General features: G+C 58.0%; 21 protein-coding genes. 11 read left to right on the top strand and 10 right to left on the bottom strand.

Going from position 1 to position 23,736, the window contains the following annotated elements:
* Window positions 1-97 precede the first annotated feature (97 nt).
* The 4 genes from ubiG (at window position 98) to yfaE (ending at window position 4,943) form a co-directional block, all read left to right on the top strand.
* Window positions 98-826: a bifunctional 2-polyprenyl-6-hydroxyphenol methylase/3-demethylubiquinol 3-O-methyltransferase UbiG gene (ubiG, locus tag PGR09_RS13835; RefSeq protein ID WP_045391407.1), complete on the top strand. Its 729-nt coding sequence runs from the start codon at window positions 98-100 to the stop codon at window positions 824-826.
* Between the two features lie 346 nt (window positions 827-1,172).
* Entirely contained in the window at window positions 1,173-3,458 is a 2,286-nt protein-coding gene (gene nrdA, locus PGR09_RS13830; protein WP_015365619.1) for a class 1a ribonucleoside-diphosphate reductase subunit alpha, read from the top strand.
* A 100-nt stretch (window positions 3,459-3,558) separates the two neighbouring features.
* Window positions 3,559-4,689 carry a class Ia ribonucleoside-diphosphate reductase subunit beta gene (gene nrdB, locus PGR09_RS13825; RefSeq protein WP_015365618.1) on the top strand — a complete coding sequence of 377 codons (1,131 nt, stop codon included), beginning with the start codon at window positions 3,559-3,561 and terminating at the stop codon, window positions 4,687-4,689.
* On the top strand, window positions 4,689-4,943 hold the full coding sequence (gene yfaE, locus PGR09_RS13820) for a class I ribonucleotide reductase maintenance protein YfaE (protein WP_015365617.1): 255 nt from the start codon (window positions 4,689-4,691) through the stop codon (window positions 4,941-4,943). Before nrdB ends, yfaE begins: the two co-directional genes overlap by 1 nt.
* Window positions 4,944-5,037: 94 nt before the next feature.
* On the opposite strand, the gene glpQ is transcribed toward yfaE, so the two are convergent.
* A complete protein-coding gene (glpQ, locus tag PGR09_RS13815) occupies window positions 5,038-6,105 on the bottom strand; it encodes a glycerophosphodiester phosphodiesterase (RefSeq protein WP_430916234.1) in 1,068 nt (355 codons plus the stop codon).
* Window positions 6,106-6,114: 9 nt separating this feature from the next.
* The gene (gene glpT / locus PGR09_RS13810) at window positions 6,115-7,461 is read right to left on the bottom strand and encodes a glycerol-3-phosphate transporter (protein ID WP_015365615.1); all 1,347 of its coding nucleotides are present in this window, start codon (window positions 7,459-7,461) and stop codon (window positions 6,115-6,117) included.
* A 270-nt stretch (window positions 7,462-7,731) separates the two neighbouring features.
* On the opposite strand from glpT, the gene glpA reads away from it, so the two are divergent.
* From glpA to glpC, 3 genes are read left to right on the top strand one after another with little or no spacing between them, the layout of a single operon-like run.
* On the top strand, window positions 7,732-9,354 hold the full coding sequence (glpA, locus tag PGR09_RS13805; protein ID WP_289578069.1) for an anaerobic glycerol-3-phosphate dehydrogenase subunit A: 1,623 nt from the start codon (window positions 7,732-7,734) through the stop codon (window positions 9,352-9,354).
* Complete coding sequence (gene glpB, locus PGR09_RS13800; RefSeq protein ID WP_348876082.1) at window positions 9,344-10,603, top strand: glycerol-3-phosphate dehydrogenase subunit GlpB; 1,260 nt, start codon at window positions 9,344-9,346, stop codon at window positions 10,601-10,603. Before glpA ends, glpB begins: the two co-directional genes overlap by 11 nt.
* Window positions 10,600-11,787, top strand: coding sequence for an anaerobic glycerol-3-phosphate dehydrogenase subunit GlpC (glpC, locus tag PGR09_RS13795; RefSeq protein WP_045391420.1), 1,188 nt, complete (start codon window positions 10,600-10,602; stop codon window positions 11,785-11,787). The genes glpB and glpC overlap by 4 nt, the downstream gene beginning before the upstream one ends.
* A 1-nt stretch (window position 11,788) precedes the next feature.
* On the opposite strand, the gene PGR09_RS13790 is transcribed toward glpC, so the two are convergent.
* The 3 genes from PGR09_RS13790 to PGR09_RS13780 form a co-directional block, all read right to left on the bottom strand.
* A complete protein-coding gene (locus tag PGR09_RS13790) occupies window positions 11,789-12,988 on the bottom strand; it encodes a nicotinamide mononucleotide deamidase-related protein YfaY (RefSeq protein ID WP_045391423.1) in 1,200 nt (399 codons plus the stop codon).
* A 94-nt stretch (window positions 12,989-13,082) separates the two neighbouring features.
* Complete coding sequence (locus PGR09_RS13785; RefSeq protein ID WP_015365610.1) at window positions 13,083-13,625, bottom strand: YfaZ family outer membrane protein; 543 nt, start codon at window positions 13,623-13,625, stop codon at window positions 13,083-13,085.
* A gap of 283 nt (window positions 13,626-13,908) precedes the next feature.
* On the bottom strand, window positions 13,909-14,826 hold the full coding sequence (locus PGR09_RS13780) for an Rpn family recombination-promoting nuclease/putative transposase (protein ID WP_047043255.1): 918 nt from the start codon (window positions 14,824-14,826) through the stop codon (window positions 13,909-13,911).
* A 137-nt stretch (window positions 14,827-14,963) separates the two neighbouring features.
* Between PGR09_RS13780 and nudI the strand changes: the two genes are divergently transcribed.
* Entirely contained in the window at window positions 14,964-15,389 is a 426-nt protein-coding gene (nudI, locus tag PGR09_RS13775; protein WP_047078301.1) for a nucleoside triphosphatase NudI, read from the top strand.
* Here nudI and PGR09_RS13770 read toward each other — a convergent pair.
* The gene (locus PGR09_RS13770) at window positions 15,386-16,795 is read right to left on the bottom strand and encodes a sensor histidine kinase (RefSeq protein WP_045391433.1); all 1,410 of its coding nucleotides are present in this window, start codon (window positions 16,793-16,795) and stop codon (window positions 15,386-15,388) included. The genes nudI and PGR09_RS13770 overlap by 4 nt on opposite strands.
* A complete protein-coding gene (gene tctD, locus PGR09_RS13765; RefSeq protein WP_045391436.1) occupies window positions 16,782-17,459 on the bottom strand; it encodes a transcriptional regulator TctD in 678 nt (225 codons plus the stop codon). The genes PGR09_RS13770 and tctD overlap by 14 nt, the downstream gene beginning before the upstream one ends.
* A gap of 133 nt (window positions 17,460-17,592) precedes the next feature.
* On the opposite strand from tctD, the gene PGR09_RS13760 reads away from it, so the two are divergent.
* The 3 genes from PGR09_RS13760 to PGR09_RS13750 are packed head-to-tail and all read left to right on the top strand — an operon-like array spanning window position 17,593 to window position 20,549.
* Window positions 17,593-18,573, top strand: a complete 981-nt coding sequence (locus tag PGR09_RS13760; protein ID WP_045359580.1) for a Bug family tripartite tricarboxylate transporter substrate binding protein — start codon at window positions 17,593-17,595, stop codon at window positions 18,571-18,573.
* Between the two features lie 15 nt (window positions 18,574-18,588).
* Window positions 18,589-19,020 (top strand): tripartite tricarboxylate transporter TctB family protein, encoded by a 432-nt coding sequence (locus tag PGR09_RS13755; protein ID WP_047043267.1) that lies wholly within the window; start codon window positions 18,589-18,591, stop codon window positions 19,018-19,020.
* 11 nt (window positions 19,021-19,031) lie between these two features.
* Complete coding sequence (locus tag PGR09_RS13750; RefSeq protein WP_015365603.1) at window positions 19,032-20,549, top strand: tripartite tricarboxylate transporter permease; 1,518 nt, start codon at window positions 19,032-19,034, stop codon at window positions 20,547-20,549.
* Here PGR09_RS13750 and menE read toward each other — a convergent pair.
* From menE to menB, 3 genes are read right to left on the bottom strand one after another with little or no spacing between them, the layout of a single operon-like run.
* Window positions 20,546-21,907: an o-succinylbenzoate--CoA ligase gene (menE, locus tag PGR09_RS13745; protein WP_430916232.1), complete on the bottom strand. Its 1,362-nt coding sequence runs from the start codon at window positions 21,905-21,907 to the stop codon at window positions 20,546-20,548. The two genes, PGR09_RS13750 and menE, sit on opposite strands and share 4 nt — an antisense overlap.
* Window positions 21,904-22,869 (bottom strand): o-succinylbenzoate synthase, encoded by a 966-nt coding sequence (menC, locus tag PGR09_RS13740; protein WP_348876088.1) that lies wholly within the window; start codon window positions 22,867-22,869, stop codon window positions 21,904-21,906. The genes menE and menC overlap by 4 nt, the downstream gene beginning before the upstream one ends.
* Entirely contained in the window at window positions 22,869-23,726 is an 858-nt protein-coding gene (menB, locus tag PGR09_RS13735; RefSeq protein ID WP_015365600.1) for a 1,4-dihydroxy-2-naphthoyl-CoA synthase, read from the bottom strand. Before menB ends, menC begins: the two co-directional genes overlap by 1 nt.
* Between the last annotated feature and the right edge of the window lie 10 nt (window positions 23,727-23,736).

Here is a 23,736-nt window from a genome sequence, read left to right as displayed (position 1 = left end):
AACACAGCCGTCGTAATAGAGGTAAAGCAATACGGTTTATTCGTGGCAGTCTGCTGATATACTCGCAGGTCAGAACAGAAAAGGAGTAAAAGCGCCCATGAATGCCGAAAAACCGTCGGTGGCCCCCAACGTTGATCACAATGAAATCGCCAAATTTGAAGCCGTCGCCTCGCGCTGGTGGGATTTAGAAGGCGAGTTCAAACCGCTGCATCGCATCAACCCGTTGCGCCTTGGCTATATTGCCGAACGCTCCGGCGGCCTGTTCGGCAAAAAAGTGCTTGATGTCGGCTGCGGCGGCGGCATCCTCGCCGAAAGCATGGCGCGCGAAGGTGCGACGGTCACCGGTCTGGACATGGGCTTCGAGCCGCTGCAGGTCGCAAAACTGCACGCGCTGGAGAGCGGCGTTCAGGTGGAGTATGTGCAGGAGACCGTCGAAGAGCACGCGGCGAAGCACGCCCAACAGTACGACGTCGTCACCTGTATGGAGATGCTCGAGCACGTCCCTGATCCACAGTCGGTCGTGCATGCCTGCGCGCGGCTGGTGAAGCCCGGCGGCCAGGTCTTCTTCTCGACCATTAACCGCAACGGCAAAGCCTGGCTGATGGCCGTGGTCGGCGCGGAATACGTGATGAAAATGGTGCCAAAAGGTACGCATGACGTTAAGAAGTTCATCAAGCCGGCGGAGCTCATCGGCTGGATCGATCAGACTTCTCTGAAAGAGCAGCACATTACCGGCCTGCATTACAATCCGCTCACTAATACCTTCAAGCTGGCGCCGGGGGTTGATGTTAACTATATGTTGCATACAACGGCGAAAAAAGCATAACGTCATACGTTTTTATGATGATGATTGCGCGGCATCAAGCTGCGCAATTTTCCCTTCCGACGAAGAAATCAGCACTCGATCAAATTTTGATTTTTTTTTCTGTTTTATTGACTTCTTCTCCAGGCCTTATACGGCGTGGACTTAGCGATTATTACGCCTGCGCAACCTCAAATTAACGTCAAAATCAACCCTTGTACTCAAAAGAATCCTTACTAAAATAACTCACCATATAGCGTTCTTTTTATCGACAACCCCCTACATATAGTATTTATCCACAGAGTTAGTCACAACGACTTGCTGTGGATAAATGGGGGGATATTTTTTCTCACGGACAGGTAAAAACCACATGAATCAGAGTCTGCTGGTGACAAAGCGCGACGGTAGCACCGAGCGTATCAATCTCGACAAAATCCATCGCGTACTAGATTGGGCGGCAGAAGGACTGAATAACGTTTCGATTTCTCAGGTAGAACTGCGTTCGCATATTCAGTTCTATGACGGCATCAAAACCGCCGACATCCATGAGACCATTATTAAGGCCGCAGCGGACCTGATCTCCCGCGATGCGCCTGACTACCAGTACCTCGCCGCGCGACTGGCGATTTTCCACCTGCGCAAAAAAGCGTTTGGCCAGTTTGAACCGCCAGCGCTGTACACCCATGTGGTGAACATGGTCGAAAAAGGTAAATACGATCATCATCTGCTGGAAGACTACACGGAAGAAGAGTTCCAGCAGATGGACGGTTTTATCGACCACTGGCGCGATATGAACTTCTCCTATGCCGCCGTTAAGCAGCTGGAAGGTAAATACCTGGTGCAGAACCGCGTCAGCGGCGAAATCTATGAAAGCGCCCAGTTCCTCTATATTCTGGTCGCGGCTTGCCTGTTCTCTAACTATCCGCGTGAGACCCGTCTGGACTACATCAAGCGTTTCTATGACGCGGTGTCCACCTTTAAAATTTCGCTGCCGACGCCGATCATGTCCGGCGTGCGTACCCCTACTCGTCAGTTCAGCTCCTGCGTGCTGATCGAGTGCGGCGATAGCCTGGATTCGATCAACGCCACCTCCAGCGCGATTGTGAAATACGTTTCCCAGCGCGCCGGTATCGGTATCAACGCCGGCCGCATTCGCGCGCTGGGTAGCCCGATCCGCGGCGGCGAAGCTTTCCACACCGGCTGCATCCCGTTCTATAAGCACTTCCAGACCGCGGTGAAATCCTGCTCGCAGGGCGGCGTTCGCGGCGGCGCGGCCACCCTCTTCTATCCAATGTGGCATCTGGAAGTCGAAAGCCTGCTGGTGTTGAAAAACAACCGCGGCACCGACGCCAACCGCGTTCGCCACATGGACTACGGCGTGCAGATCAACAAGCTGATGTACACCCGCCTGCTGAAAGGCGAGGACATCACCCTGTTCAGCCCGTCCGACGTTCCTGGCCTGTACGATGCGTTCTTCGCCGATCAGGACGAGTTCGAACGTCTGTATACTAAATACGAAAAAGACGACAGCATCCGCAAACAGCGTATTAAAGCCGTTGAGCTGTTCTCGCTGATGATGCAGGAACGCGCCTCCACCGGCCGTATCTATATCCAGAACGTTGACCACTGCAACACCCACAGCCCGTTCGACCCGGTTGTCGCGCCGGTGCGTCAGTCTAACCTGTGCCTGGAAATCGCCCTGCCGACCAAACCGCTGGACGATGTGAACGACGAAAACGGCGAAATCGCGCTGTGCACGCTGTCGGCGTTCAACCTTGGCGCCATCGATAGCCTCGATGAGCTGGAAGATCTGGCGGTGCTGGCGGTGCGCGCCCTGGATGCGTTGCTGGATTATCAGGATTACCCAATCCCGGCGGCCAAACGCGGCGCGATGGGTCGTCGTACGCTGGGCATCGGCGTTATCAACTTCGCTTACTATCTGGCGAAACATGGCAAACGCTACTCCGACGGCAGCGCCAACAATCTGACGCACAAAACGTTCGAAGCTATTCAGTATTATCTGCTGAAGGCCTCCAACGAACTGGCTATCGAACAAGGCGCCTGCCCGTGGTTCAACGAAACCACCTACGCGCAGGGTATTCTGCCGATCGATACCTACAAGAAAGACCTGGATGCGATCGTGAGCGAATCCCTGCATTTCGACTGGGAGCAGCTGCGCGAATCCATCAAAACCCACGGCCTGCGTAACTCCACGCTCTCCGCATTGATGCCGTCTGAGACCTCTTCGCAGATCTCCAACGCCACCAACGGCATTGAGCCGCCGCGCGGCCACGTGAGCATCAAAGCGTCGAAAGACGGGATCCTGCGCCAGGTCGTTCCGGATTACGAAAATCTGCAGAACGCCTACGAACTGCTGTGGGAAATGCCGAATAACGACGGCTATCTGCAGCTGGTCGGCATCATGCAGAAGTTTATCGATCAGTCGATTTCCGCCAACACCAACTACGACCCGACGCGTTTCCCGTCCGGAAAAGTGCCGATGCAGCAGTTGCTGAAAGACCTGCTCAACGCCTATAAATTCGGCGTGAAAACGCTGTACTATCACAACACCCGTGATGGCGCGGAAGACGCCCAGGATGACCTGGCGCCGTCAATTCAGGACGACGGCTGCGAAAGCGGCGCATGTAAGATCTAAGGTATTTTTGCCGGGTGGCGCGATGCCTACCCGGCCTACGGTTTTGTAGGCCCGGCAAACGCAGTGTTGCCGGGCGATACAATCTCAACAGGACCCACTCATGGCATACACCACTTTTTCACAGACGAAAAACAATCAACTGCTTGAGCCGATGTTTTTTGGCCAGCCGGTTAACGTGGCCCGCTACGATCAGCAAAAATATGACATCTTTGAAAAGCTGATTGAAAAGCAGCTTTCCTTCTTCTGGCGCCCGGAAGAAGTCGACGTTTCGCGCGATCGCATCGACTATCAGGCGCTGCCGGAACATGAAAAGCATATTTTCATCAGCAACCTGAAATATCAGACGTTGCTCGACTCCATCCAGGGCCGTAGCCCGAACGTCGCGCTGCTGCCGCTGATTTCCATCCCCGAACTGGAAACCTGGGTGGAAACCTGGGCCTTTTCCGAGACGATCCACTCGCGCTCTTACACCCATATTATTCGCAACATCGTCAACGATCCGGCGACGGTGTTCGACGATATCGTGACCAATGAGCAGATCCAGAAACGCGCGGAAGGCATCTCGCACTATTACGATTCGCTGATCGAAATGACCAGCTACTGGCATTTGCTGGGCGAAGGCACCCACACCGTCAACGGCAAAACCGTGACCGTGAATCTGCGCGAGCTGAAAAAGAAACTGTATCTGTGCCTGATGAGCGTCAACGCGCTGGAAGCGATCCGCTTCTACGTTAGCTTCGCCTGCTCCTTCGCCTTTGCCGAACGCAAGCTGATGGAAGGCAACGCCAAGATTATTCGCCTGATCGCCCGTGATGAAGCGCTGCACCTGACCGGCACTCAGCATATGCTGAACCTGCTGCGCTCCGGCAGCGACGATCCGGAAATGGCGGAAATCGCCGAAGAGTGCAAACAGGAGTGCTATGACCTGTTCGTGCTGGCGGCGCAGCAGGAAAAAGAGTGGGCGGACTATCTGTTCCGCGACGGCTCGATGATCGGCCTGAACAAAGATATTCTCTGCCAGTACGTCGAGTACATCACCAATATCCGCATGCAGGCGGTGGGCCTCGATCTACCGTTCCAGACCCGCTCCAACCCGATCCCATGGATCAACACCTGGCTGGTTTCCGACAACGTTCAGGTCGCGCCGCAGGAAGTGGAAGTCAGCTCTTATCTCGTCGGCCAGATCGATTCTGAAGTCGACGCTGACGATCTGAGCAACTTCCAGCTGTAATGAAGCGGATTTTCTTGAGGATTTCTGACACTCGCCTTGAGTGTCAGGATGAACATCCTTCCCTGTTGGCCGCGCTTGAATCGCATAACATCGACGTGGAGTATCAGTGCCGCGAAGGCTATTGCGGTTCCTGCCGCACGCGTCTGGTGTCAGGCCAGGTTGACTGGCTGACCGAACCGCTGGCGTTTATCCAGCCGGGAGAAATTTTGCCCTGCTGCTGCCGGGCGAAAGGCGATATTGAGATCGAGATGTAGTGTTGTCGATGTGTGCGGCCTGATGCCCTCACCCCGGCCCTCTCCCACAGGGAGAGGGGGAAAACATAAAAAAGGGCCTTACGGCCCTTTTGTTTTATTTCGCGTCCAGGAACTGCGCCGCTTTATCCGGGAAATCGGTAAACAAGCCGTCGACGCCCGCCTGGTTATACAGCACGTCATAGAGCTGATTAACGTTAGTGGCGTACTCCGGCAACTGATCCGCGCGCACGGTGTACGGATGTACCTGCAGATGGCTGGCGTGCGCCTCTTTTACCATCGCCGTCAGCTTCACCGCGCCCGGCTTCGAGCCTTCCGCTACCAGCATATGGTAATCCGGGCCGATACCGTCGGCGTACTGCGCAATCTGCGCCATCGCCCCCGGCTTGAACATCCAGTCATAGCTGTAGTTCACCCATTTACCATCGGCCTGTTTCTGCTGCGTTTCATTCCAGTCGGTATAGGCGATGAGCTGCACCAGATTGAGATCCATCCCCATCTTCGGCTCCAGCTCATTCTTAATGCGTTTGAGCTCGTTGGCGTCAAAGCACTGCAGATAAACCTTATCCTGCTTGCTGGTGTAGCCATATTCCTTCAGCACTTTCAGCGTGCTGGCGGCAATATCTTTGCCTTCCTGATGGTGGAACCACGGCGCTTTGATTTCCGGGTAGATACCGATATTTTTACCCGTCGAATGGTTTAGCCCCTGTACAAACTCAATCTCTTCTTCAAAGGTATGAATACGGAAATCGGATTTACCCATCGGGAAACGCCCGGGATAGGTTTGCACGTTTTTACCATCTTTCGGCTCAAAACCTTCGGTGAACTTCAGCGACTTAATCTCGGCCAGGGTAAAGTCAATAGCGTAAAAACGACCATCTTTACGCGCCCGCTGCGGGAAACGCTGCGCTACGTCAGTCACCCGATCAAGATAGTGGTCATGCAACACCACCAGCCGGTCGTCTTTGGTCATCACCAGGTCTTGCTCAAGGTAATCCGCCCCCTGAGCGTAAGCCATCGCTTTCGCCGGCAGGGTATGTTCCGGCAGATACCCGCTGGCGCCGCGGTGGGCGATGACAATTTTCTCTGCCGCGACGGCGCTGAAGCACAGCGCCGAACTGGCCAAAATCATTCCGCTCATTAGCGCGGTAAGTTTCATTTTCATCGCCGCTCCTTAGGCTTGTTTCAGTTGTTGATGATGACGACGCTCGCCAAGCATAACGATAATCAGCAGCAGAACCGCCAGTACGCTACCGCCAATCATTACCATGAAGCCGCCGTCCCAGCCGAAGAAATCGACGGTATAGCCAACAATGGCGCTCGCGGCTACGGAACCGCCGAGATAACCGAACAGACCGGTGAAGCCCGCAGCGGTGCCGGCAGCTTTTTTCGGCGCCAGTTCCAGCGCATGCAGACCGATCAGCATCACCGGGCCGTAAATCAGGAAGCCAATGACGATCATACAGGCCATATCGACGCCCGGATTACCCGGAGGGTTCAGCCAGTAAACGATAGTGGCAATCGTCACCAGGGTCATAAAGAACACGCCGGTTGCGCCGCGGTTGCCTTTAAATACTTTGTCCGACATCCAGCCGCACAGCAGGGTGCCGGGGATCCCCGCGTACTCATAGAGGAAGTAGGCCCAGGAGGACTTATCCAGCGCGAAGTGTTTGACCTCTTTCAGGTAGGTCGGCGACCAGTCCAGAATGCCGTAGCGCAGCAGATAAACGAAGACGTTAGCGATAGCGATGTACCACAGCAGCTTGTTTGGCAGAATGTACTGCATAAAGATCTGCTTCGCCGTCAGCTCTTCTTCGTGCTTTTCGCTATAGTCATCCGGATAGTCGTTTTTATACTCTTCGATCGGCGGCAGACCGCAGGACTGCGGGGTATCTCGCATCATCGCGAAGGCAAAAATGGCCAGCAGAATCGCGCCGAAGGCGGGCATATACAGCGCCGCGTGCCAGTCGTTAAACCACGCCATCCCCAGCAGGAACAGCAGCGGCGGAATACCGCCGCCGACGTTATGCGCGCAGTTCCACACTGAGACAATCCCGCCGCGCTCTTTCTGCGACCACCAATGCACCATGGTACGACCACACGGCGGCCAGCCCATCCCCTGGAACCATCCGCAAAGAAACAGCAATACGAACATGATCATGATGCTGGAAGTCGCCCACGGCACGAAGCCCATCACCAGCATCACCAGCGCCGCCAGAATTAACCCTGCGGGCAGGAAAATGCGCGGATTCGAGCGGTCGGAGACCGATCCCATGATGAATTTCGAAAATCCGTAGGCGATGGAGATACCGGAAAGCGCGAAACCGAGGTCGCCACGAGAGAACCCCTGCTCAATCAGATAAGGCATCGCCAGCGCAAAGTTCTTACGAACCAGATAGTAAGCGGCATAACCGAAGAAGATGCCAATAAAGATCTGCCAACGTAATCGACGATACAACGGGTCGATTTCCGCCGCCGGCAAACGCGCTTTATGCGCTGCGGGTTTAAAAATACTTAACATATCAGCCTCCGTGGCCATTGCTGTTTTACTGACATCGACGCAAAAAATCTAATTTATTCACGCACTTCTAATTAGGTCGCGATGGTAGGCAAAGCGTAGAACTAATACTGTGAAATATCGCACATTTTGTTACAGATATATGACAAAATTTTCCAATGTGAGCACAAAATCACAGCAAACGCTCGAATTGCGCGCAAATATGCTCGAAATCAAACATTCCACACTTTTGATATGGCTAAATGGTGTAAAACGAAAGTAGAGGACCGGAAGATGGCCGAGACGCAAGAATTTGATGCGCTGATTATTGGCGGCGGCGCCACCGGCGCGGGAATCGCCCGCGACTGCGCCCTGCGCGGGTTACGCGTAGCGTTGATTGAGCGGCACGATATCGCCACCGGCGCCACCGGCCGTAACCATGGTCTGTTGCACAGCGGCGCACGCTATGCCGTCACCGATGGCGAATCCGCGCGCGAATGCATCAGCGAGAATCGCATTTTACGCCGCATCGCCCGCCACTGCATTGAACCCACCAACGGGCTGTTTATCACCCTACCCGAAGATGACATCGCCTGGCAGCAAACCTTTATCAACGCCTGTCAGCAGGCCGGTATCGATGCCAAACCGCTTACCCCCGCTGAAGCTTTGCGTCTGGAACCCGCGGTCAACCCGACGCTGCTTGGCGCCGTACAGGTACCGGACGGCACCGTCGATCCGTTCCGCCTGACGGCCGCTAATATGCTCGACGCCCGCGAACACGGCGCGCAGATCCTCACCGGCTGCGAGGTTACCGGCCTGCTACGTCAGGGCGATCGTGTGTACGGCGTACAGATCTACGATCATCAACGTCACGAAGCGCGCAGTATGCGTGCACAGGTCGTCGTCAACGCCGCCGGGATCTGGGGCCAACGCATCGCGGAATACGCCGATCTGCGCATCTCCATGTTCCCGGCAAAAGGCTCGCTGCTGATCCTCGATCACCGCATTAATAACCAGGTGATTAACCGCTGCCGCAAGCCGGCGGATGCCGATATTCTGGTGCCCGGCGATACCATCTCGCTGATTGGCACCACCTCGACGCATATTCCTTATGATGAAATTGACGATAACCGGGTGACGACGGAAGAGGTCGATACGCTGCTGCGCGAAGGTGAAAAACTGGCGCCGATCATGGGGCGCACCCGAGTGCTACGCGCTTACTCCGGCGTCCGGCCGCTGGTCGCCAGCGATGACGACCCCAGCGGGCGCAGCGTCAGCCGCGGTATTGTGCTGCTCGACCACGCCCAGCGCGACGGTATGGAAGGCTTTATCACCATCACCGGCGGTAAGTTGATGACCTACCGTCTGATGGCGGAATGGGCCAGCGGCGCCGTCTGCCGCAAACTCGGCAATACTGAGCCGTGCCGCACCGCGGAGCGTCCGCTGCCGGGCTCGCAGGAAGCTACAGAAACCACGCTGAAAAAGATTATCTCGCTACCGACACCGCTGCGCGGGTCGGCGGTCTATCGCCACGGCGACCGCACCCCGGCATGGCTCGGCGACAGCCGCCAGCACCGTAGCCTGGTCTGTGAATGTGAAGCGGTCACCGCCGGGGAAGTGCAGTACGCGGTAGAGAATCTGGCGGTGAAGAATCTGCTCGACCTGCGCCGCCGGACCCGAGTCGGTATGGGCACCTGCCAGGGGGAACTGTGCGCCTGCCGCGCCGCCGGGCTGCTACAGCGCTTCAACGTCGCCACACCGGCGCAGTCGTTAACTCAGCTGTCGGAATTTCTTAATGAACGCTGGAAGGGCGTTCAGCCCATCGCCTGGGGCGACGCGCTGCGCGAAAGTGAATTTACCCGCTGGGTCTACCTCGGCTTATGCGGACTGCAAAAGGAGCATCAGGATGAAATTTGATTGCGCCATCGTCGGCGGCGGACTAGCCGGTCTACTGTGCGGGCTGGCGCTGAATCAATACGGCCTACGCTGCGTGATAATCAGCCGCGGGCAAAGCGCGCTGCACTTTTCCTCTGCTTCGTTAGACCTGCTCTCGGCGCTGCCGAACGGTGATACCGTCACAGACGTCGCACAAGGTCTTCAGCAACTGGCCGTTCAGCTTCCTGAACACCCTTACTCCCGCCTCGGCGCAGACGCGGTGCTCGAATACGCCAGGCAGACCGAAACGCTGCTGGCCGCTTGCGGCGCGAACATGCAAGGCGAAGCGCACCAACCTCATCTGCGGGTGACGCCGCTGGGGACGTTGCGCCCGGCGTGGCTGTCGCCGGAAGAGGTTCCGCTGGCGCCCTTCGCGCAGCAACGGGTATGCCTGGTAGGAATTAGCGGTTTTGCCGATTTTCAGCCGCACCTGGCAGCCGCCGCCCTCGGGCAGAGCGGAGTGAATGCCACCGCCGCGGAGATTGATTTACCGCTGCTTGATGTGCTGCGCGATAACCCTACGGAGTTCCGTGCCGCCAACATCGCCCGCGTGCTTGATGATGAAAACCTGTGGCCTGCCCTGCAGTCCGCGCTGCTGCCGCTGGCGCAAGAGTACGAGCTGCTGATGATGCCCGCCTGTTTTGGGCTCGCGGATAATCGCCTCTGGCATTGGCTACAGGAACATCTGCCCTGCCCGCTGCGTCTGCTGCCGACGCTACCGCCTTCGGTGCCGGGGATGCGCCTGCATAGCCAGCTTCAGCGTCAGTTCATCCGCACCGGCGGTACCTGGCTTGCCGGTGACGAAGTGGTGAAAATCAGCCATCAGCAGGGCGCCGTCGAGGCCGTATGGACGCGAAATCACGGCGATATCGCGCTGCGCCCGCGCTTTACCGTGCTGGCGAGCGGTAGCTTTTTCAGTAACGGTCTCGTCGCCACGCGTGATAGCGTGCGCGAACCGATTCTCGGCCTCGATCTGCAGCAAACTCTGGCGCGCGATAGCTGGTATCAGCGTGATTTCTTCGCGTCACAACCGTGGCAACGCTTTGGTTTGAAGACGGACCCCATGCTACGCCCACACCTGCTCGGCCAGCCGCTGAGTAATCTTTTCGCTATCGGCTCGCTGCTCGGCGGTTTCGATGCCATTCAACTCGGCTGCGGCGGCGGCGTTTGCGCCGTCACCGCGCTGCATGCCGCCAGACAGATCCACGACCTTGCAGGAGGCCGGCCATGAATGATACCCGCTTTGAAAGCTGCATAAAATGTACGGTCTGTACCACCGCCTGCCCGGTGAGCCGGGTGAATCCGCGCTATCCTGGCCCGAAACAGGCGGGGCCGGACGGCGAACGTCTGCGTCTGAAAGATGGCGCGCTGTACGACGACGCGCTGAAATATTGTATTAATTGCAAACGCTGCGAGGTGGCCTGTCCATCTGATGTGAAAATCGGCGATATCATTCAACGCGCGCGTGCGCAGTACAGCCAGCAAACACCGACCCTGCGCGATGCTATCCTCAGCCATACCGACCTGATGGGTACCCTTTCCACGCCTTTTGCGCCGCTGGTCAACGCCACGACCGGTTTAAAACCGGTGCGCCGCCTGCTCGATGCGGCGCTGAAAATCGACCATCGCCGCACGCTGCCAAAATATGGCTTCGGCACCTTCCGCCGCGCTTACCGCCAGCTCGCCGCCGCACAGGCGCAGTACAGCGAGCAGGTGGCTTTCTTCCATGGCTGCTACGTCAACTATAACCACCCGCAATTGGGTAAGGATCTGATTCGCGTCGTCAACGCGCTGGGTACCGGCGTGCAGCTCTTATCAAAAGAAAAATGCTGCGGCGTCCCGCTTATCGCCAACGGCTTTTTTGACAAAGCGCGCAAGCAAGCGCACAGCAACGTCGCCGCCATGCGCGAAAACACCTTGCCGATCATCGCCACCTCTTCAACCTGTACTTTTACCCTGCGCGATGAATATCCCCATCTCCTGGATATCGATAACAGCGATCTGCGGGATCGGGTGGAGTTAGCAACCCGCTGGATTTGGAAACAGCTCGATGCCGGCAAAACCCTTCCATTGCGCCCGCTGCCGCTGAAGGTGGTCTATCACACTCCATGTCACATGGAAAAAATGGGCTGGTCGCTATACACCCTTGAGCTTTTGCGCCAAATCCCGGGCCTACAGCTGGAAGTACTGGATTCGCAGTGCTGCGGTATCGCCGGCACCTTCGGCTTTAAGTCGGAAAACTATTCGTCGGCGCAGGCGATTGGCGCACCATTATTTCGCCAGATTGAGGAGAGCGGCGCGGACTTAGTGATTACCGATTGCGAAACCTGCAAATGGCAGATAGAGATGTCCACCAGCAAGCGCTGCGAACATCCCATTACTCTGCTGGCGCAGGCGCTGGGGGCGCCTGCCTGAATCAGTCGATAAACAGCGTCTCGACGACGTTGATCCAGCCATGCTCGCCGCTGACCGGCTTACCGTTGAGCCAGCGGCGCAGCATATTCAGCGCCATCATGGCGCACACTTCTTGTCGCACCGCCAGCCCGTGGCGATTCACGCTGAACTTAACCCGCAGCGCGTGCGTACCTTCCGGCGTCGCCAGCACAAAGTTCAGGTAATCGGCCTCCTGACCGCTGACCGACAATGCCAGTCCGGCAAAATGGTTTACGCGCCGCTCGGCGGCCCAGCGCGCCGATTGCGCCAACGTCTCCTCCTGCGCCGGCACCACTTCGCTGGCGAGAAGCGGCGCGTTCGCCCGCCTCAGCTGCAGCGCCAGCAGGCCGCTGGTGAACTGTTCGCTCAAGGTCAGGCTAAGCTGACGCTCCTGCAGGCAGCGCGCGATCTGCGCCGGTAACCCTTCCGTGCCCTCGAAGATAACGCTCTCCCCGGCCACTTTACGCACCTCTGGCCACAACGCCAGCATCGCATCGCGCTGCGTGGCAGGACCGGTCAGCTTCAGTTCGATAATCGGCATTGACGAGCGATAGCCCATCACCACACCCGGCGGTAGCTGCAGATGGTTGAGGCTCTGCGCCAACTCGCTTTCCGAACGTCCGAAGGTAGTTAAACGCAGACAAACCGGCGGCGACGGAAGCGTGAAGCGCGCACGTAAACGCGGTACGATCTCCTGCTCGACCATAACTTTGAATTCAGACGGCACGCCGGGGGTGAAAAACATCAGGCAGCGGTTGAGCTGTACGGCGAACCCGCAGGCGGTGCCCACCGGATTATTGATCATTTCGGCGCTGGCGGGGATTTCCGCCTGCTTGCGATTGCTTTGCGCCATTGGCCGACCGCGCTCGGCAAAGAATCGCGTCATCGTCTCCAGCCATTCAGCGTTGAGGACCAAACCTTCGCCTTTCGCCGTCGCCGCCGCCAGCGCGCTAAGATCGTCGCTGGTCGGCCCCAGACCGCCATTCACGATCAGCACATCCGCCTGTTCGCTGCGTTCGCGCAGAATAGCCACCAGCGCGTCGAGGTCATCGCCGACGGTATTGCGGCGCGTTAACGGTAAACCCTGATTAAAAAAGTAATCCGCCAGCCAGGCGGCATTGGTATCGACAATCTGCCCATGCAGCACTTCATCGCCGGTGGACAGCATTTCCACTTGTAGCATTATGAACTCCAGCCTGATAAGTCGAATTACTATAGCGCAAAGGCGCGGGCTGGCGACGAAGAAATTTGGCGCGGCGGCAGGCCGCGCCGGAGGATTAGAAGCTGGCGCTGGCGCCGATGTACGGACCGTCGGCGATAGTGTTATCACGGTTGCCGTCTTTACCCGCCAGGTTCAGGTAGCGATAGCCTGCCTGGATGCTAAGCGGACGCATAATGGTCCAGCTGGCGCCGACGTTAGCTTCTTCATAGCTATCGATGCCGCTGGAGAGTGAATCAGGCGAGTAGTAATAGTCGCCGTACAGACGGAAGCTATCGCCGATTTTCCACTGCAGGCCGCCGCCGACCGCCGCCGCGTAACCTTCATCGCCCTGCTTCGGATTGGTGTAGATACCTTTGCCGCCCACGGTCGCCAGGAATGGTCCCAGCGGAATATTCAGACCCAGACCCAGGCCCGCGGCGTCGCCGTCGTTATCGCTATGCAACCAGTTGCCGGAAATTGCCAGGCCGGTGGATTCGGTGCCGAAGCCAACGCCGAGGTTGGTATAGTGCTCGCCGGCTTCGCCGGTAACGCTAATAGCATGGGCCGCCGAGGAAACCATCATTACCCCGGCCAGGGCCATAAAAATGCTCTTTTTCATTATTTACTCTATCCAGAAAAGAAGAATCAAAGAAGTCCCGAAAAAACCAGAAAATTCTACTGCGCACCCGTCAGGAATCAATGACCTGGCGAAATGATTTTTCACAAGAGTGTAACCAGTTGCGTCTTTTTACATCAATACGGACGCGCATTTGCGAAAGAAAGTAAATTCCACCGAATTCAAATTCAGCGTAGTTATATTTAATTAGGTTGTATTGATTAAATAAATATATATTAACCTGCGCAATCAGCGTCGCGCAGGCCGTTTGAAAGAAGCAGAAAAATTAATGGGCGAGCAGGGCCAGACGCTCCGGCGCAAGCCCCGTCAGCTTCGCCACCAGCGCCAGGTCAAGCCCGTTTTCCAGCATCGCCTGGGCAATACGTTGCGTAGCCAATTGTTCTCCCTGTTCAAGACCTTGCTGCAGGCCCTGCTGATGGCCGCGTTGTTCCAGAAACTGGGCAATGTTCATTAGCGTCTCCTTATGCGGCCGTCTGGGGACATTTTGCGCAAGATTACGTAAAAAGGCGACCGGATCGGCGGCATTTCCTGCCTGCAATAAATAGTGAAGCAGCGTCCTGAGCTGTCTGCGGCTAGTGTATCCCAGCGCCAACAGGCTGGCTAGTTGCTCCTGCAGTTCCATCATATCGCGTTGCCGGATATGCTTTTGCAGCAACTCAAGCATCGCGACCCGTCGGTGCTGCATTATTGTATCGTCAGGAAGCACCGTGATATCGATTAAGTGAAAATCCTGATTGTATACCTGCCGCGCGGTTTGCGGATGAGCAAATCCTTCCAGCCAGCACATGGGATACGGCCAGGGCGAGACTTGCCCATGATAAAAAAGCAGCGGGATCACCAATGGCAGTTGTGTATGCCCTTTATCCAGATGCCGCTGCATCGCTGCTATCGCATAACGCATCAGGCGAAATGCCATATGACGGTCCACAGAGCTTTGATGTTCGATAAGCAGATAGATATATCCGTCTCCCGCCTGGGTTTGCAGCGAGTAAAGAATATCGGAATGGCTGGCGCGCAGGTCTTCATCGATAAAACTTCCGGATTCCAACTGCAGCGTTTGCAGATTGCATAATTCTCGCAAATGTTCAGGAAGGTGAATATCCAGAAAATCCCGCGCCGTCGCCCGATGCGACAGCAGGTGTTTAAACACGGCGTCATGTGGGGAATGGGTGGTCCTTTCCATGGTGGCTCTCCATAAGATAATTTCGCTTAACTTAGCACTCTGTAGAGCCAGCGCCGTATTTCCCTTGCGGTTTGCCGAGGCGCCTCGCAAACTGTTTCCTCGATACCCGGCCCGACTCACTGCGAAGGAGAAAAATCATGCGTCAAAGGACGATTGTTTGCCCGCTCATCCAAAATGATGGCCATTATCTGTTGTGCAAGATGGCTGCCGACCGCGGGGTTTTTCCCGGACAGTGGGCGCTGTCCGGCGGCGGCGTGGAACCGGGGGAAAGTATTGAAGAGGCGCTGCGACGCGAAGTCCGCGAGGAGCTTGGCGAAAAACTGCAGTTGACCCACATCACGCCATGGAGCTTCCGCGATGATACCCGCGTGAAAACCTATGCCGATGGTCGCCAGGAAGAGATCTACATGATCTATTTGATTTTCGATTGCATAAGCGCCAACCGCGAGGTCACGATCAACGAGGAATTCGACGATTACGCCTGGGTGAAGGGCGAAGACCTGCAACATTACGATCTTAATGCCGCGACCCGCCTCACCCTCAGCCAGAAAGGGCTGCTTTAAGCCACGGTCAGCAGACGCAGCGTCACCTTTAATCCTCCCAGGCTTTCGCTGCGCGACAGTTGCGGCCGGCTACGATGCAGACGCGCGATATCGTTTACCAGCGCCAGGCCCAGCCCGGCGCCGGGTAGGCCGCCGCCATTCTCCAGCCGTCGAAACGGCGTCAGCGCCTGGTGAATCAGGTTTTCCTCGATGCCCGGGCCGCTATCCTCCACGCTCAGCGTGACGGCTTCGCCATCGCGATGCAGGCTCAGCGTCACCGTTCCGCGTTCCGGCGTGTAGCGAATCGCATTGTCGAGCAGGTTGGCGCACAGTTCGCCCAACAAAACGCCATCACCCAAAACGTACACCGGCGACTGTTCGCCCTCATAACCCAGATCGATGTTTTTACTGCGCGCCTGAGCAATACGCGAAAAACAGCTATGGTGCACGACCTCCTGCAGATCGACCGCGGCAAACGCCTGCTCGCCCTGCTCCCGGCGTTTCACCGTCGCCAGTTGCAACAAACGTTCGGTGAGTAAAATCGTATCATCCAGCGTCGCGCGCATGGCCTGCAAACTCTCGCGCCACAGCCGCGGATCGTCGCTGGCCAGCGCCACCGAAGCCTGGGTTTTCAGGACCGCCAGCGGCGTTTTCAACTGATGTGAAGCATCGGCGCTAAAGCGTTCCTGCCGGGAGATCATCACCCGCAGGCGGTCGATATAGCGGTTAAAAGCCACGATCAGCAGCCGCGTTTCCGACCACGGCAACAATTCCGGTAGCGGCGTCAGCAGGCCGGGTTCACGGCGCACCATCAGCGCCGAGAGCTGACGCATTGGCCGCAGAACGCGGCGCAGTAGCCACCCCGCCAGTACCAACGTCAACAGCACTAATAAGCCCTGCGACACCCAGGATGAGAACAGCAGTTGCCCGGCCAGCCAGCGCCGCGACTGCAGCGTTTCGGCAATATAAATCTCCGCCATACCAACGATGCCGCCTTCGTTGACCGGCTGCAGCAGGCGCGCCACGCGGATGGCCTGACCGCGGTATTCGGTATGATAAAACCATGCCAGCGCCGGATAAAGTTGAGTTCGTGAAGTGGCCGGCGGCATTGCCGGCAGATCGTCAAAGCCGGAAATCACTTTCCCCTGCGGGTCGACCACCTTGTAATACAGCCGGTCGTTCATGTTGAGTTCAAAGCTGTCCAGCACCACCCAGGGCACATTGACCTCCAGATGACCGCCGCGCACTACCAGCCGCTCCGCCACGGTGCGCGCCGAGGAGAGCAGCGTACGATCGTAGGCCTGCGTCGCCGCCTGCAGCGCGCTCACGTAGCTATTGAATGCCGATAACCCCCACAACAGCGCCAGCGGCAGGCCGAGAAACAGCAGCAGTTGGGCATACAGCGATTGCGGTTTACCCCAGCTCATGCGGCTCACACTCCAGCAGATAACCCAGCCCGCGTAGCGTAGTGATACGCACATTACTCTGCTGGAGCTTCTTGCGCAGTCGGTGAATGTAAAGTTCGATGCTTTCCGGACTGACGTCGTCGCTGAGGCTAAACACCTGTTCAAACAACTGCTGGCGGGAAACCGGACGGGTACGGCGAAACATCAACACTTTCAACAGCGCCAGCTCGCGCGGCGTCAGGGGCAACATCTCACCGCGCAGCAGAAAATAGCCTTCATCGCGATATTCCAGATCGCCAAGCTGCTGCACCTCATGGACCTGCCCTTCGCTGCGTCGCAGCAGCGCCCGCAGCCGGGCGTCGAGCTCCTCCAGTTCAAAAGGTTTAGGCAGGTAATCATCGGCGCCGACGTTCAGCCCTTTCACCCGATCCGCTACCGCGCTGCGCGCGGTCAACAGCAGCACCGGCAGCGTTTGTCCACGCTTACGTAACCGCTGTACCACCTCGAGGCCATCCAGGCCCGGCATACCGATATCCAGCACCGCCAGCGCATATTTTTCGCTTTGCAGCAGGTGATCCGCCGCCCGGCCATCAAAAACGCAATCCACGGCAAAACCGCCCTGCACCAACGCTTTTTCCAGCCAGTGAGCCAGCTCACGGTTATCCTCGGCTAATAAGAGACGCATATCACATCCTGTAAAGTTGCTGCCGCATTGAAAGGGAAATGAAAGGTAACTGTTTTAACAATCACGCAACCGAATCGCCACATGTCGGTTCACATAATCAGAAAAACATTCCCTGTACCAACTGAGGAAGCCTATGAAAACGCCATTTTTCCGCCATCTTAGCGCCATCGCGCTGTGCCTCTGTACAACCACCGCTTTCGCGGCGCAAGCCCCGTCCCGCACCGAATGTATCGCGCCCGCCAAGCCCGGCGGCGGCTTCGACCTCACCTGTAAGCTGATTCAGGTGAGCCTGATGGAAACCGGCGCGATCGAGAAACCGATGCGCGTCACCTATATGCCCGGCGGCGTCGGCGCGGTAGCCTATAACGCCATCGTCGCCCAGCGCCCGGCGGAAGCCGGAACCGTGGTCGCCTTTTCCGGCGGCTCGCTGCTGAATTTGTCGCAGGGGAAATTCGGCCGCTACGGCGTTGATGACGTGCGCTGGCTGGCCAGCGTCGGTACCGACTACGGCATGATTGCCGTACGCGCCGATTCGCCATGGAAAGACCTGAAGTCATTCATGACCGCGATGGAGAAAAATCCCGCCACTATCGTCATTGGCGCCGGGGCCTCCATCGGCAGCCAGGACTGGATGAAAGCGGCGCTGCTGGCGCAAAAAGCCAACGTTGACCCGCACAAGATGCGCTACGTCGCCTTTGAGGGCGGCGGCGAGCCGGTAACCGCGCTGCTCGGCAACCATGTGCAGGCGGTCTCCGGCGATCTCAGTGAAATGGTACCGTACCTGCAGGGAAATAAGATCCGCGTCCTGGCGGTCTTCTCCAACGAACGTCTGCCGGGCGCGCTGGCCGATGTCCCTACCGCTAAAGAGCAGGGCTATGACCTGGTCTGGCCGATTATTCGCGGCTTCTTTATGGGCCCGAAAGTAAGCGATGCCGACTACCAGTGGTGGGTTGATGAATTCACTAAACTGCAGCAAACCGATGAGTTCAAAAAGCAACGTGAACTGCGCGGCCTGTTTGAATTCAACATGAACGGCAAGGAGCTCGATACCTATGTAAAACAGCAGGTCAGCGATTATCGCGAACAGGCGAAAGCCTTTGGCCTGGCTAAATAATCCGCGGAGGCGCTAATGAGCGATCGTATCTTTGCCGGAGTCTGGCTGTTGTTATGCATTGGCGGCCTGTTTATCGCCTGGCAGATCCACAGCGAATACTCGTATGAACCCGTCGGCCCGCGCCCTTTCCCATTGGGTATTATCGGCCTGATGCTGCTGTGTTCGGCGCTGATGCTGCTGCGTCGCCCGGACGCCATCGAGTGGCCGGGACGACATGTCCTGCAACGGCTGTTAACCATGGTCGTGGTGCTGGTGATCTATGCCTGGGGATTTGAATGGCTGGGCTTTCCGCTAGCCACCGCGCTGCTGACGGCGGTGATCGGCCTGCTGTTCGGCGCCACGCTACCGGCGGCAGGTATTGCCGGCGTGGTGATGGGCGTCTCGTTATGGTACGCCTTTGATACCTTACTTGATGTGACTCTGCCGCTTGGCGTCTGGTTAAATTAACGGAGAAGCTTATGGATACCTGGATCTATCTGTCGCAGGGTTTCGCCGTCGCCATGACGCCGGAAAATCTGCTTATCGCCCTCATCGGCTGCTTTGTCGGAACCATCGTCGGGCTGCTGCCCGGCCTCGGGCCGATTAACGGCGTCGCCATTCTGCTGCCGCTGGCCTTTGCCCTGCACCTGCCCGCGGAATCGGCGCTGATTCTGTTGGCGACGGTCTATATCGGCTGCGAATATGGCGGGCGTATTTCGTCTATCCTGCTGAACGTGCCCGGCGATGCCGCCGCCATCATGACGGCGCTTGATGGCTATCCCATGGCGCAGCAAGGGCGCGGCGGCGTCGCGCTGTCGATTTCCGCCGTCAGCTCTTTCTTCGGTTCGCTGATTGCGATCGGCGGTATTATTCTGTTCGCGCCGCTCCTCGCCCAGTGGTCGCTGGCGTTCGGCCCGGCGGAATATTTCGCGCTGATGGTGTTTGCCATCGCCTGCCTCGGCAGCATGATGGCGCAAAACCCACTGAAATCGTTCCTCGCGGCGTTAATCGGTTTGGGCCTGGCGACGGTCGGCGTCGATGCCAACACCGGGGTTTACCGCTTCACCTTCGACAGCGTCCATCTCTCCGATGGCGTGCAATTTATTGTGGTGGTTATCGGTCTGTTCTCCGTTTCGGAGATTCTGTTGATGCTGGAGAGCACCAGCGGCGGGCAAACGCTGGTGCGTAAAACCGGGCGCATGCTGTTTAACACCAAAGAGGCCGCGCAGTGCGTCGGCGCGACCCTACGCTCTTCCGTGGTGGGTTTCTTCGTTGGTATTCTACCCGGCGCCGGGGCGACCATCGCCAGCGCCATCACCTATATGACGGAGAAAAAAATCAGCGGTAATAGCGATAACTTCGGCAAGGGGGATATTCGCGGCGTGGCGGCGCCGGAAGCCGCGAATAACGCCTCCGCCTGTGGTTCGTTTATTCCGATGCTGACGCTTGGCGTGCCTGGCTCCGGCACCACCGCGGTCATGATGGGCGCATTGACGCTGTATAACATTACGCCCGGCCCGGCGATGTTCACCGAACAGCCGGATATCGTCTGGGGGCTCATCGCCGCGCTGCTTATCGCCAACGTGATGCTGCTTATTATGAACATTCCGCTGATTGGCCTGTTCACCCGCATGCTGACGATCCCGCTATGGTTCCTGGTACCCGCCATCGCCGCCGTTTCCGCCGTTGGCGTCTATGCGGTTCACAGCACCACCTTTGACCTGTTGCTGATGGTTGGCCTCGGCGTGCTCGGCTACATCATGCGTAAAATGCACTTCCCGATGTCGCCGCTGATCCTCGGTTTTGTGTTGGGCGAGATGCTGGAGCAGAACCTGCGCCGCGCGCTGTCAATCAGCAACGGTAATCTGGCTATCCTCTGGGAAAGCGGCGTAACCAAAACGCTGCTGATGCTGGCTGTCGCTGTCCTGGTGGTACCGCCGCTGCTGCGTCTGAGACGTAAACAGCGCCAGCGCCGCGCCGAGGCCAATATCGGCTAAACAGGCGAATTGACCCATTCGCGCAGCGCCCGGCGCGAAATCTTAATCCCGCCGTTCTTTAACGTTTCCGGCAGCCGTAGCCACTGTATCGGCTGCTGGAAACGCGCTAACCGTTCAGCACTCCATGCCGCCAGGGTGGTCATTTCGCAGCCATCCTCGCATTCAACCACCGCCACCGGGCGCTGGCCATATTCGACATCATCCTGCGGCACAATAAACACCTGCTGAACCTGCGGATGGGCGAGTATCACGCGCTCAACCTCCTCCGGCTGAATGCCTTCGCCGCCGCTAAAAAAGAGATTATCCAGTCGCCCAATAACCGACAGTCGACCGGCACGTAACTCCCCGCGATCGCGCGTCGCAAACCAGCCTTCATCGTTGGTTAATGACAACAGTTGACCATTCCGCCAGTAGCCGGCGGCCATGCTCGCCGCCCGCAGCCAGATCTCGCCGGCGACAATTTTCACCTCCCGCCCCGGCAGCGCTTCGCCCACATCCGCCTCGCCGTCGGCCTCTTTAGCGCAGACCGTGGAGGCGAATTCGGTGAGGCCATAGCCGCAGAAGCTGCGTATCCCCTGCGCTCGCGCCCTTTCGGTCAGCTCGACGGGGATCGCCGCGCCGCCAAGCAGCACCGCCTTGAGTGAAACATCGGCATCGCCATTCAGCAGGCGCCATAGCTGAGTCGGTACCAGTGAAGCATGGGTACAGCCCAGCAGCGCTTGCTCCAGCGGTTGTCTATCGCGCACCGTCAGCCGCGCGCCAGCCCGCAGCCAACGCCAGATGATCCCCTGCCCGGAGACATGGAACAATGGTAGCGACAGCAGCCAGTCGTCCTCCCCGGCAAACGGCATCAGCGCCAGCACGCCAGCGGCGCTGGCCAGATGGGCGCTGGCGCTATGCACCGCCGCCTTTGGCAGGCCGGTCGAGCCGGAGGTTAACGTCATCGACACCAGCCGTTCGCCATGCCAGCAAACGGTATGGGCGGCTTCTGCCGCCTGCAGAGTTAACGCCGGTAAATTCCCCGGCAGCGTATCACCGTTAAGCACCAGTTGATGCTGTACGGTTAACGCAGGCAGCAGTTCCTGCAGCAATGCCATAGGCAGCTGCGGATTAAGCGGCAGCACCCGCGCCCCGCACTGCAGCAGCGCCAGCCAGGCGAGTAGCGTCTCCGGCTGGTTGTAGGCCCGTAGCGCCACGCCCTGACCTTCCATGACGCCCTGCGCGGCAAAACCAGACGCCAGCGCGTCAATCCGCGCGCATAGCTCACGCCAGGTCAACGCCTGGTCATTCAGGCGTAGCGCCTGCGACTCGCCGCGTAACTGACGCCAGTGGCGCCACGGCCAATCGGAAAACATCACAGCAGTTGCTCCAGCTCATCAGCATTGAATATTGGCAGCGTACTCTCCGGCCACGCCCGCACCAGCTGCGCGCCCATCAGCGCCAGCGTGTCGAGTCCGGGGATAGTCTGCGGGGTCAGCCAGGCGGCGATCCGCGCCAACTGCGTTAACCCCAGGCTGGACTCGATCGACGAGCTAATCACCGCGCTCAGCCCCAGCGCATGCGCCGCAGCGACCTGTTGCTGAACCTTTTGCAAGCTGCCGGTCAGCGTCGGTTTGATCACCACCGCGCGCACGCCGGGCTCGGCGACAAAGCGGAAATCCGCCTCGCGCAGGCTTTCATCCCAGGCGATAGCGATACCGCTCTGCTGGCTGAATTCGCGCGAATCGTCGCGGCTTTTGCACGGTTCTTCGAGAAAGGCAATGCGTTGGCGATACGCCGGATTAACGTATTTGGCGAACTGCTGCGCTTTGACCGGCGTCCACGCCCGGTTGGCATCCAGCCGCAGCTGCAGGTCGGGGATCGCTTCCAGCAGCAGATTCACCACCATGCCGTCGCGTACCGCCTCCCACAGCCCCACTTTCACCTTAGCGACTTTCTCGCCGGGCATCGCCGCCAGTTTGGCGAACAGTTCATCCGGGTCGCCGGAACAGAGCGGCGCCGCGCGATAATCCGCCGCCTGCGGTAGTTCGCCGCCAAGCTCCGCCTGCGCGCAGCTAATACCAAAAGCGACGGAGGGCTGCATGGGAAGCGGCGGCTCGGCGCCGTCGCGCCAGGCCCGCGCCCACGCCAGCAGCGCCATTTGCGCCTCTTCCAGCGTTTCGTCACTGAATCCCGGCAGGGGAGAAATTTCCCCCCAGCCTTCGCGTTCACCCTCCTGCAGGCGGATGAACAGCCCATCGCGGGTTTTTAACCGCCGTTCGCGCAGAACCACGCCCGCGTCCATCGGTATCTGCCAGCGGTAAACCTGCGAAACGCGCATTATGGATTCCGTTTAAATTTGCTGAAGTCCGGCTGACGTTTCTGGTTAAAGGCGTTACGCCCTTCTTGCCCTTCTTCCGTCATGTAGAACAGCATGGTGGCGTTACCCGCCAGCTCCTGCAGCCCGGCCTGGCCATCGCAGTCGGCGTTCAGCGCCGCTTTCAGGCAACGCAGCGCCATCGGGCTGTTTTGCAGCATTTCACGGCACCAGCGCACGGTCTCTTTTTCCAGATCCGCCAACGGGACCACGGTGTTCACCAGCCCCATATCCAGCGCCTGCTGGGCGTCGTACTGACGGCACAGGAACCAGATTTCGCGCGCTTTTTTCTGCCCGACGATACGCGCCATATAGGAAGCGCCCCAGCCGCCATCAAAGGAGCCGACTTTAGGCCCGGTCTGGCCGAAGATGGCATTATCCGCCGCGATGGTCAGGTCGCACATCATGTGCAGTACGTGGCCGCCGCCGATAGAGTAACCGGCGACCATCGCTACTACCGGTTTCGGGCAGGTGCGGATCTGGCGCTGGAAGTCGAGTACGTTGAGATGGTGAACGCCGGAGTCGTCCTGATAGCCGCCGTAGTCGCCGCGGACTTTCTGGTCGCCGCCGGCGCAGAAAGCTTTATCGCCTTCACCGGTCAGCACGATGACGCCGATATTGTCGTCATAGCGGGCATCCGCCAGCGCCTGAATCATCTCTTTAACGGTCAGCGGACGGAAGGCGTTGCGCACCTGCGGACGATTGATGGTGATTTTAGCAATCCCGTCAGTCGATTTTTGATAACGAATATCGGTATAGCCTTCTGAGCAATCGTGCCATTCAACGGGGGCATAGAGCATTGCTTCATCAAGAGAGATCATAGAATGTCCT

This window comes from Klebsiella sp. 141251 (assembly GCF_050600725.1).
GTDB classification, from domain to species: Bacteria; Pseudomonadota; Gammaproteobacteria; order Enterobacterales; family Enterobacteriaceae; genus Klebsiella; species Klebsiella aerogenes.
The sequence above is the reverse complement of the archived record's forward strand: the minus strand, read 5'-3'. Positions and strand labels throughout refer to the sequence as shown.

Bases quoted from the DNA above. Each gene is read 5' to 3' on its own strand.
- glpC (WP_045391420.1), top strand. From the start codon at position 10,600: ATGAATGATACCCGCTTTGAAAGCTGCATAAAATGTACGGTCTGTACC.
- nrdB (WP_015365618.1), top strand. From the start codon at position 3,559: ATGGCATACACCACTTTTTCACAGACGAAAAACAATCAACTGCTTGAG.
- menC (WP_348876088.1), bottom strand. From the start codon at position 22,869: ATGCGCGTTTCGCAGGTTTACCGCTGGCAGATACCGATGGACGCGGGC.
- glpQ (WP_430916234.1), bottom strand. From the start codon at position 6,105: ATGAAAATGAAACTTACCGCGCTAATGAGCGGAATGATTTTGGCCAGT.
- ubiG (WP_045391407.1), top strand. From the start codon at position 98: ATGAATGCCGAAAAACCGTCGGTGGCCCCCAACGTTGATCACAATGAA.
- PGR09_RS13780 (WP_047043255.1), bottom strand. From the start codon at position 14,826: ATGGAAAGGACCACCCATTCCCCACATGACGCCGTGTTTAAACACCTG.
- PGR09_RS13750 (WP_015365603.1), top strand. From the start codon at position 19,032: ATGGATACCTGGATCTATCTGTCGCAGGGTTTCGCCGTCGCCATGACG.
- PGR09_RS13755 (WP_047043267.1), top strand. From the start codon at position 18,589: ATGAGCGATCGTATCTTTGCCGGAGTCTGGCTGTTGTTATGCATTGGC.
- PGR09_RS13790 (WP_045391423.1), bottom strand. From the start codon at position 12,988: ATGCTACAAGTGGAAATGCTGTCCACCGGCGATGAAGTGCTGCATGGG.
- glpA (WP_289578069.1), top strand. From the start codon at position 7,732: ATGGCCGAGACGCAAGAATTTGATGCGCTGATTATTGGCGGCGGCGCC.
- PGR09_RS13770 (WP_045391433.1), bottom strand. From the start codon at position 16,795: ATGAGCTGGGGTAAACCGCAATCGCTGTATGCCCAACTGCTGCTGTTT.
- nrdA (WP_015365619.1), top strand. From the start codon at position 1,173: ATGAATCAGAGTCTGCTGGTGACAAAGCGCGACGGTAGCACCGAGCGT.
- menB (WP_015365600.1), bottom strand. From the start codon at position 23,726: ATGATCTCTCTTGATGAAGCAATGCTCTATGCCCCCGTTGAATGGCAC.
- glpB (WP_348876082.1), top strand. From the start codon at position 9,344: ATGAAATTTGATTGCGCCATCGTCGGCGGCGGACTAGCCGGTCTACTG.
- PGR09_RS13760 (WP_045359580.1), top strand. From the start codon at position 17,593: ATGAAAACGCCATTTTTCCGCCATCTTAGCGCCATCGCGCTGTGCCTC.
- tctD (WP_045391436.1), bottom strand. From the start codon at position 17,459: ATGCGTCTCTTATTAGCCGAGGATAACCGTGAGCTGGCTCACTGGCTG.
- PGR09_RS13785 (WP_015365610.1), bottom strand. From the start codon at position 13,625: ATGAAAAAGAGCATTTTTATGGCCCTGGCCGGGGTAATGATGGTTTCC.
- yfaE (WP_015365617.1), top strand. From the start codon at position 4,689: ATGAAGCGGATTTTCTTGAGGATTTCTGACACTCGCCTTGAGTGTCAG.
- glpT (WP_015365615.1), bottom strand. From the start codon at position 7,461: ATGTTAAGTATTTTTAAACCCGCAGCGCATAAAGCGCGTTTGCCGGCG.
- nudI (WP_047078301.1), top strand. From the start codon at position 14,964: ATGCGTCAAAGGACGATTGTTTGCCCGCTCATCCAAAATGATGGCCAT.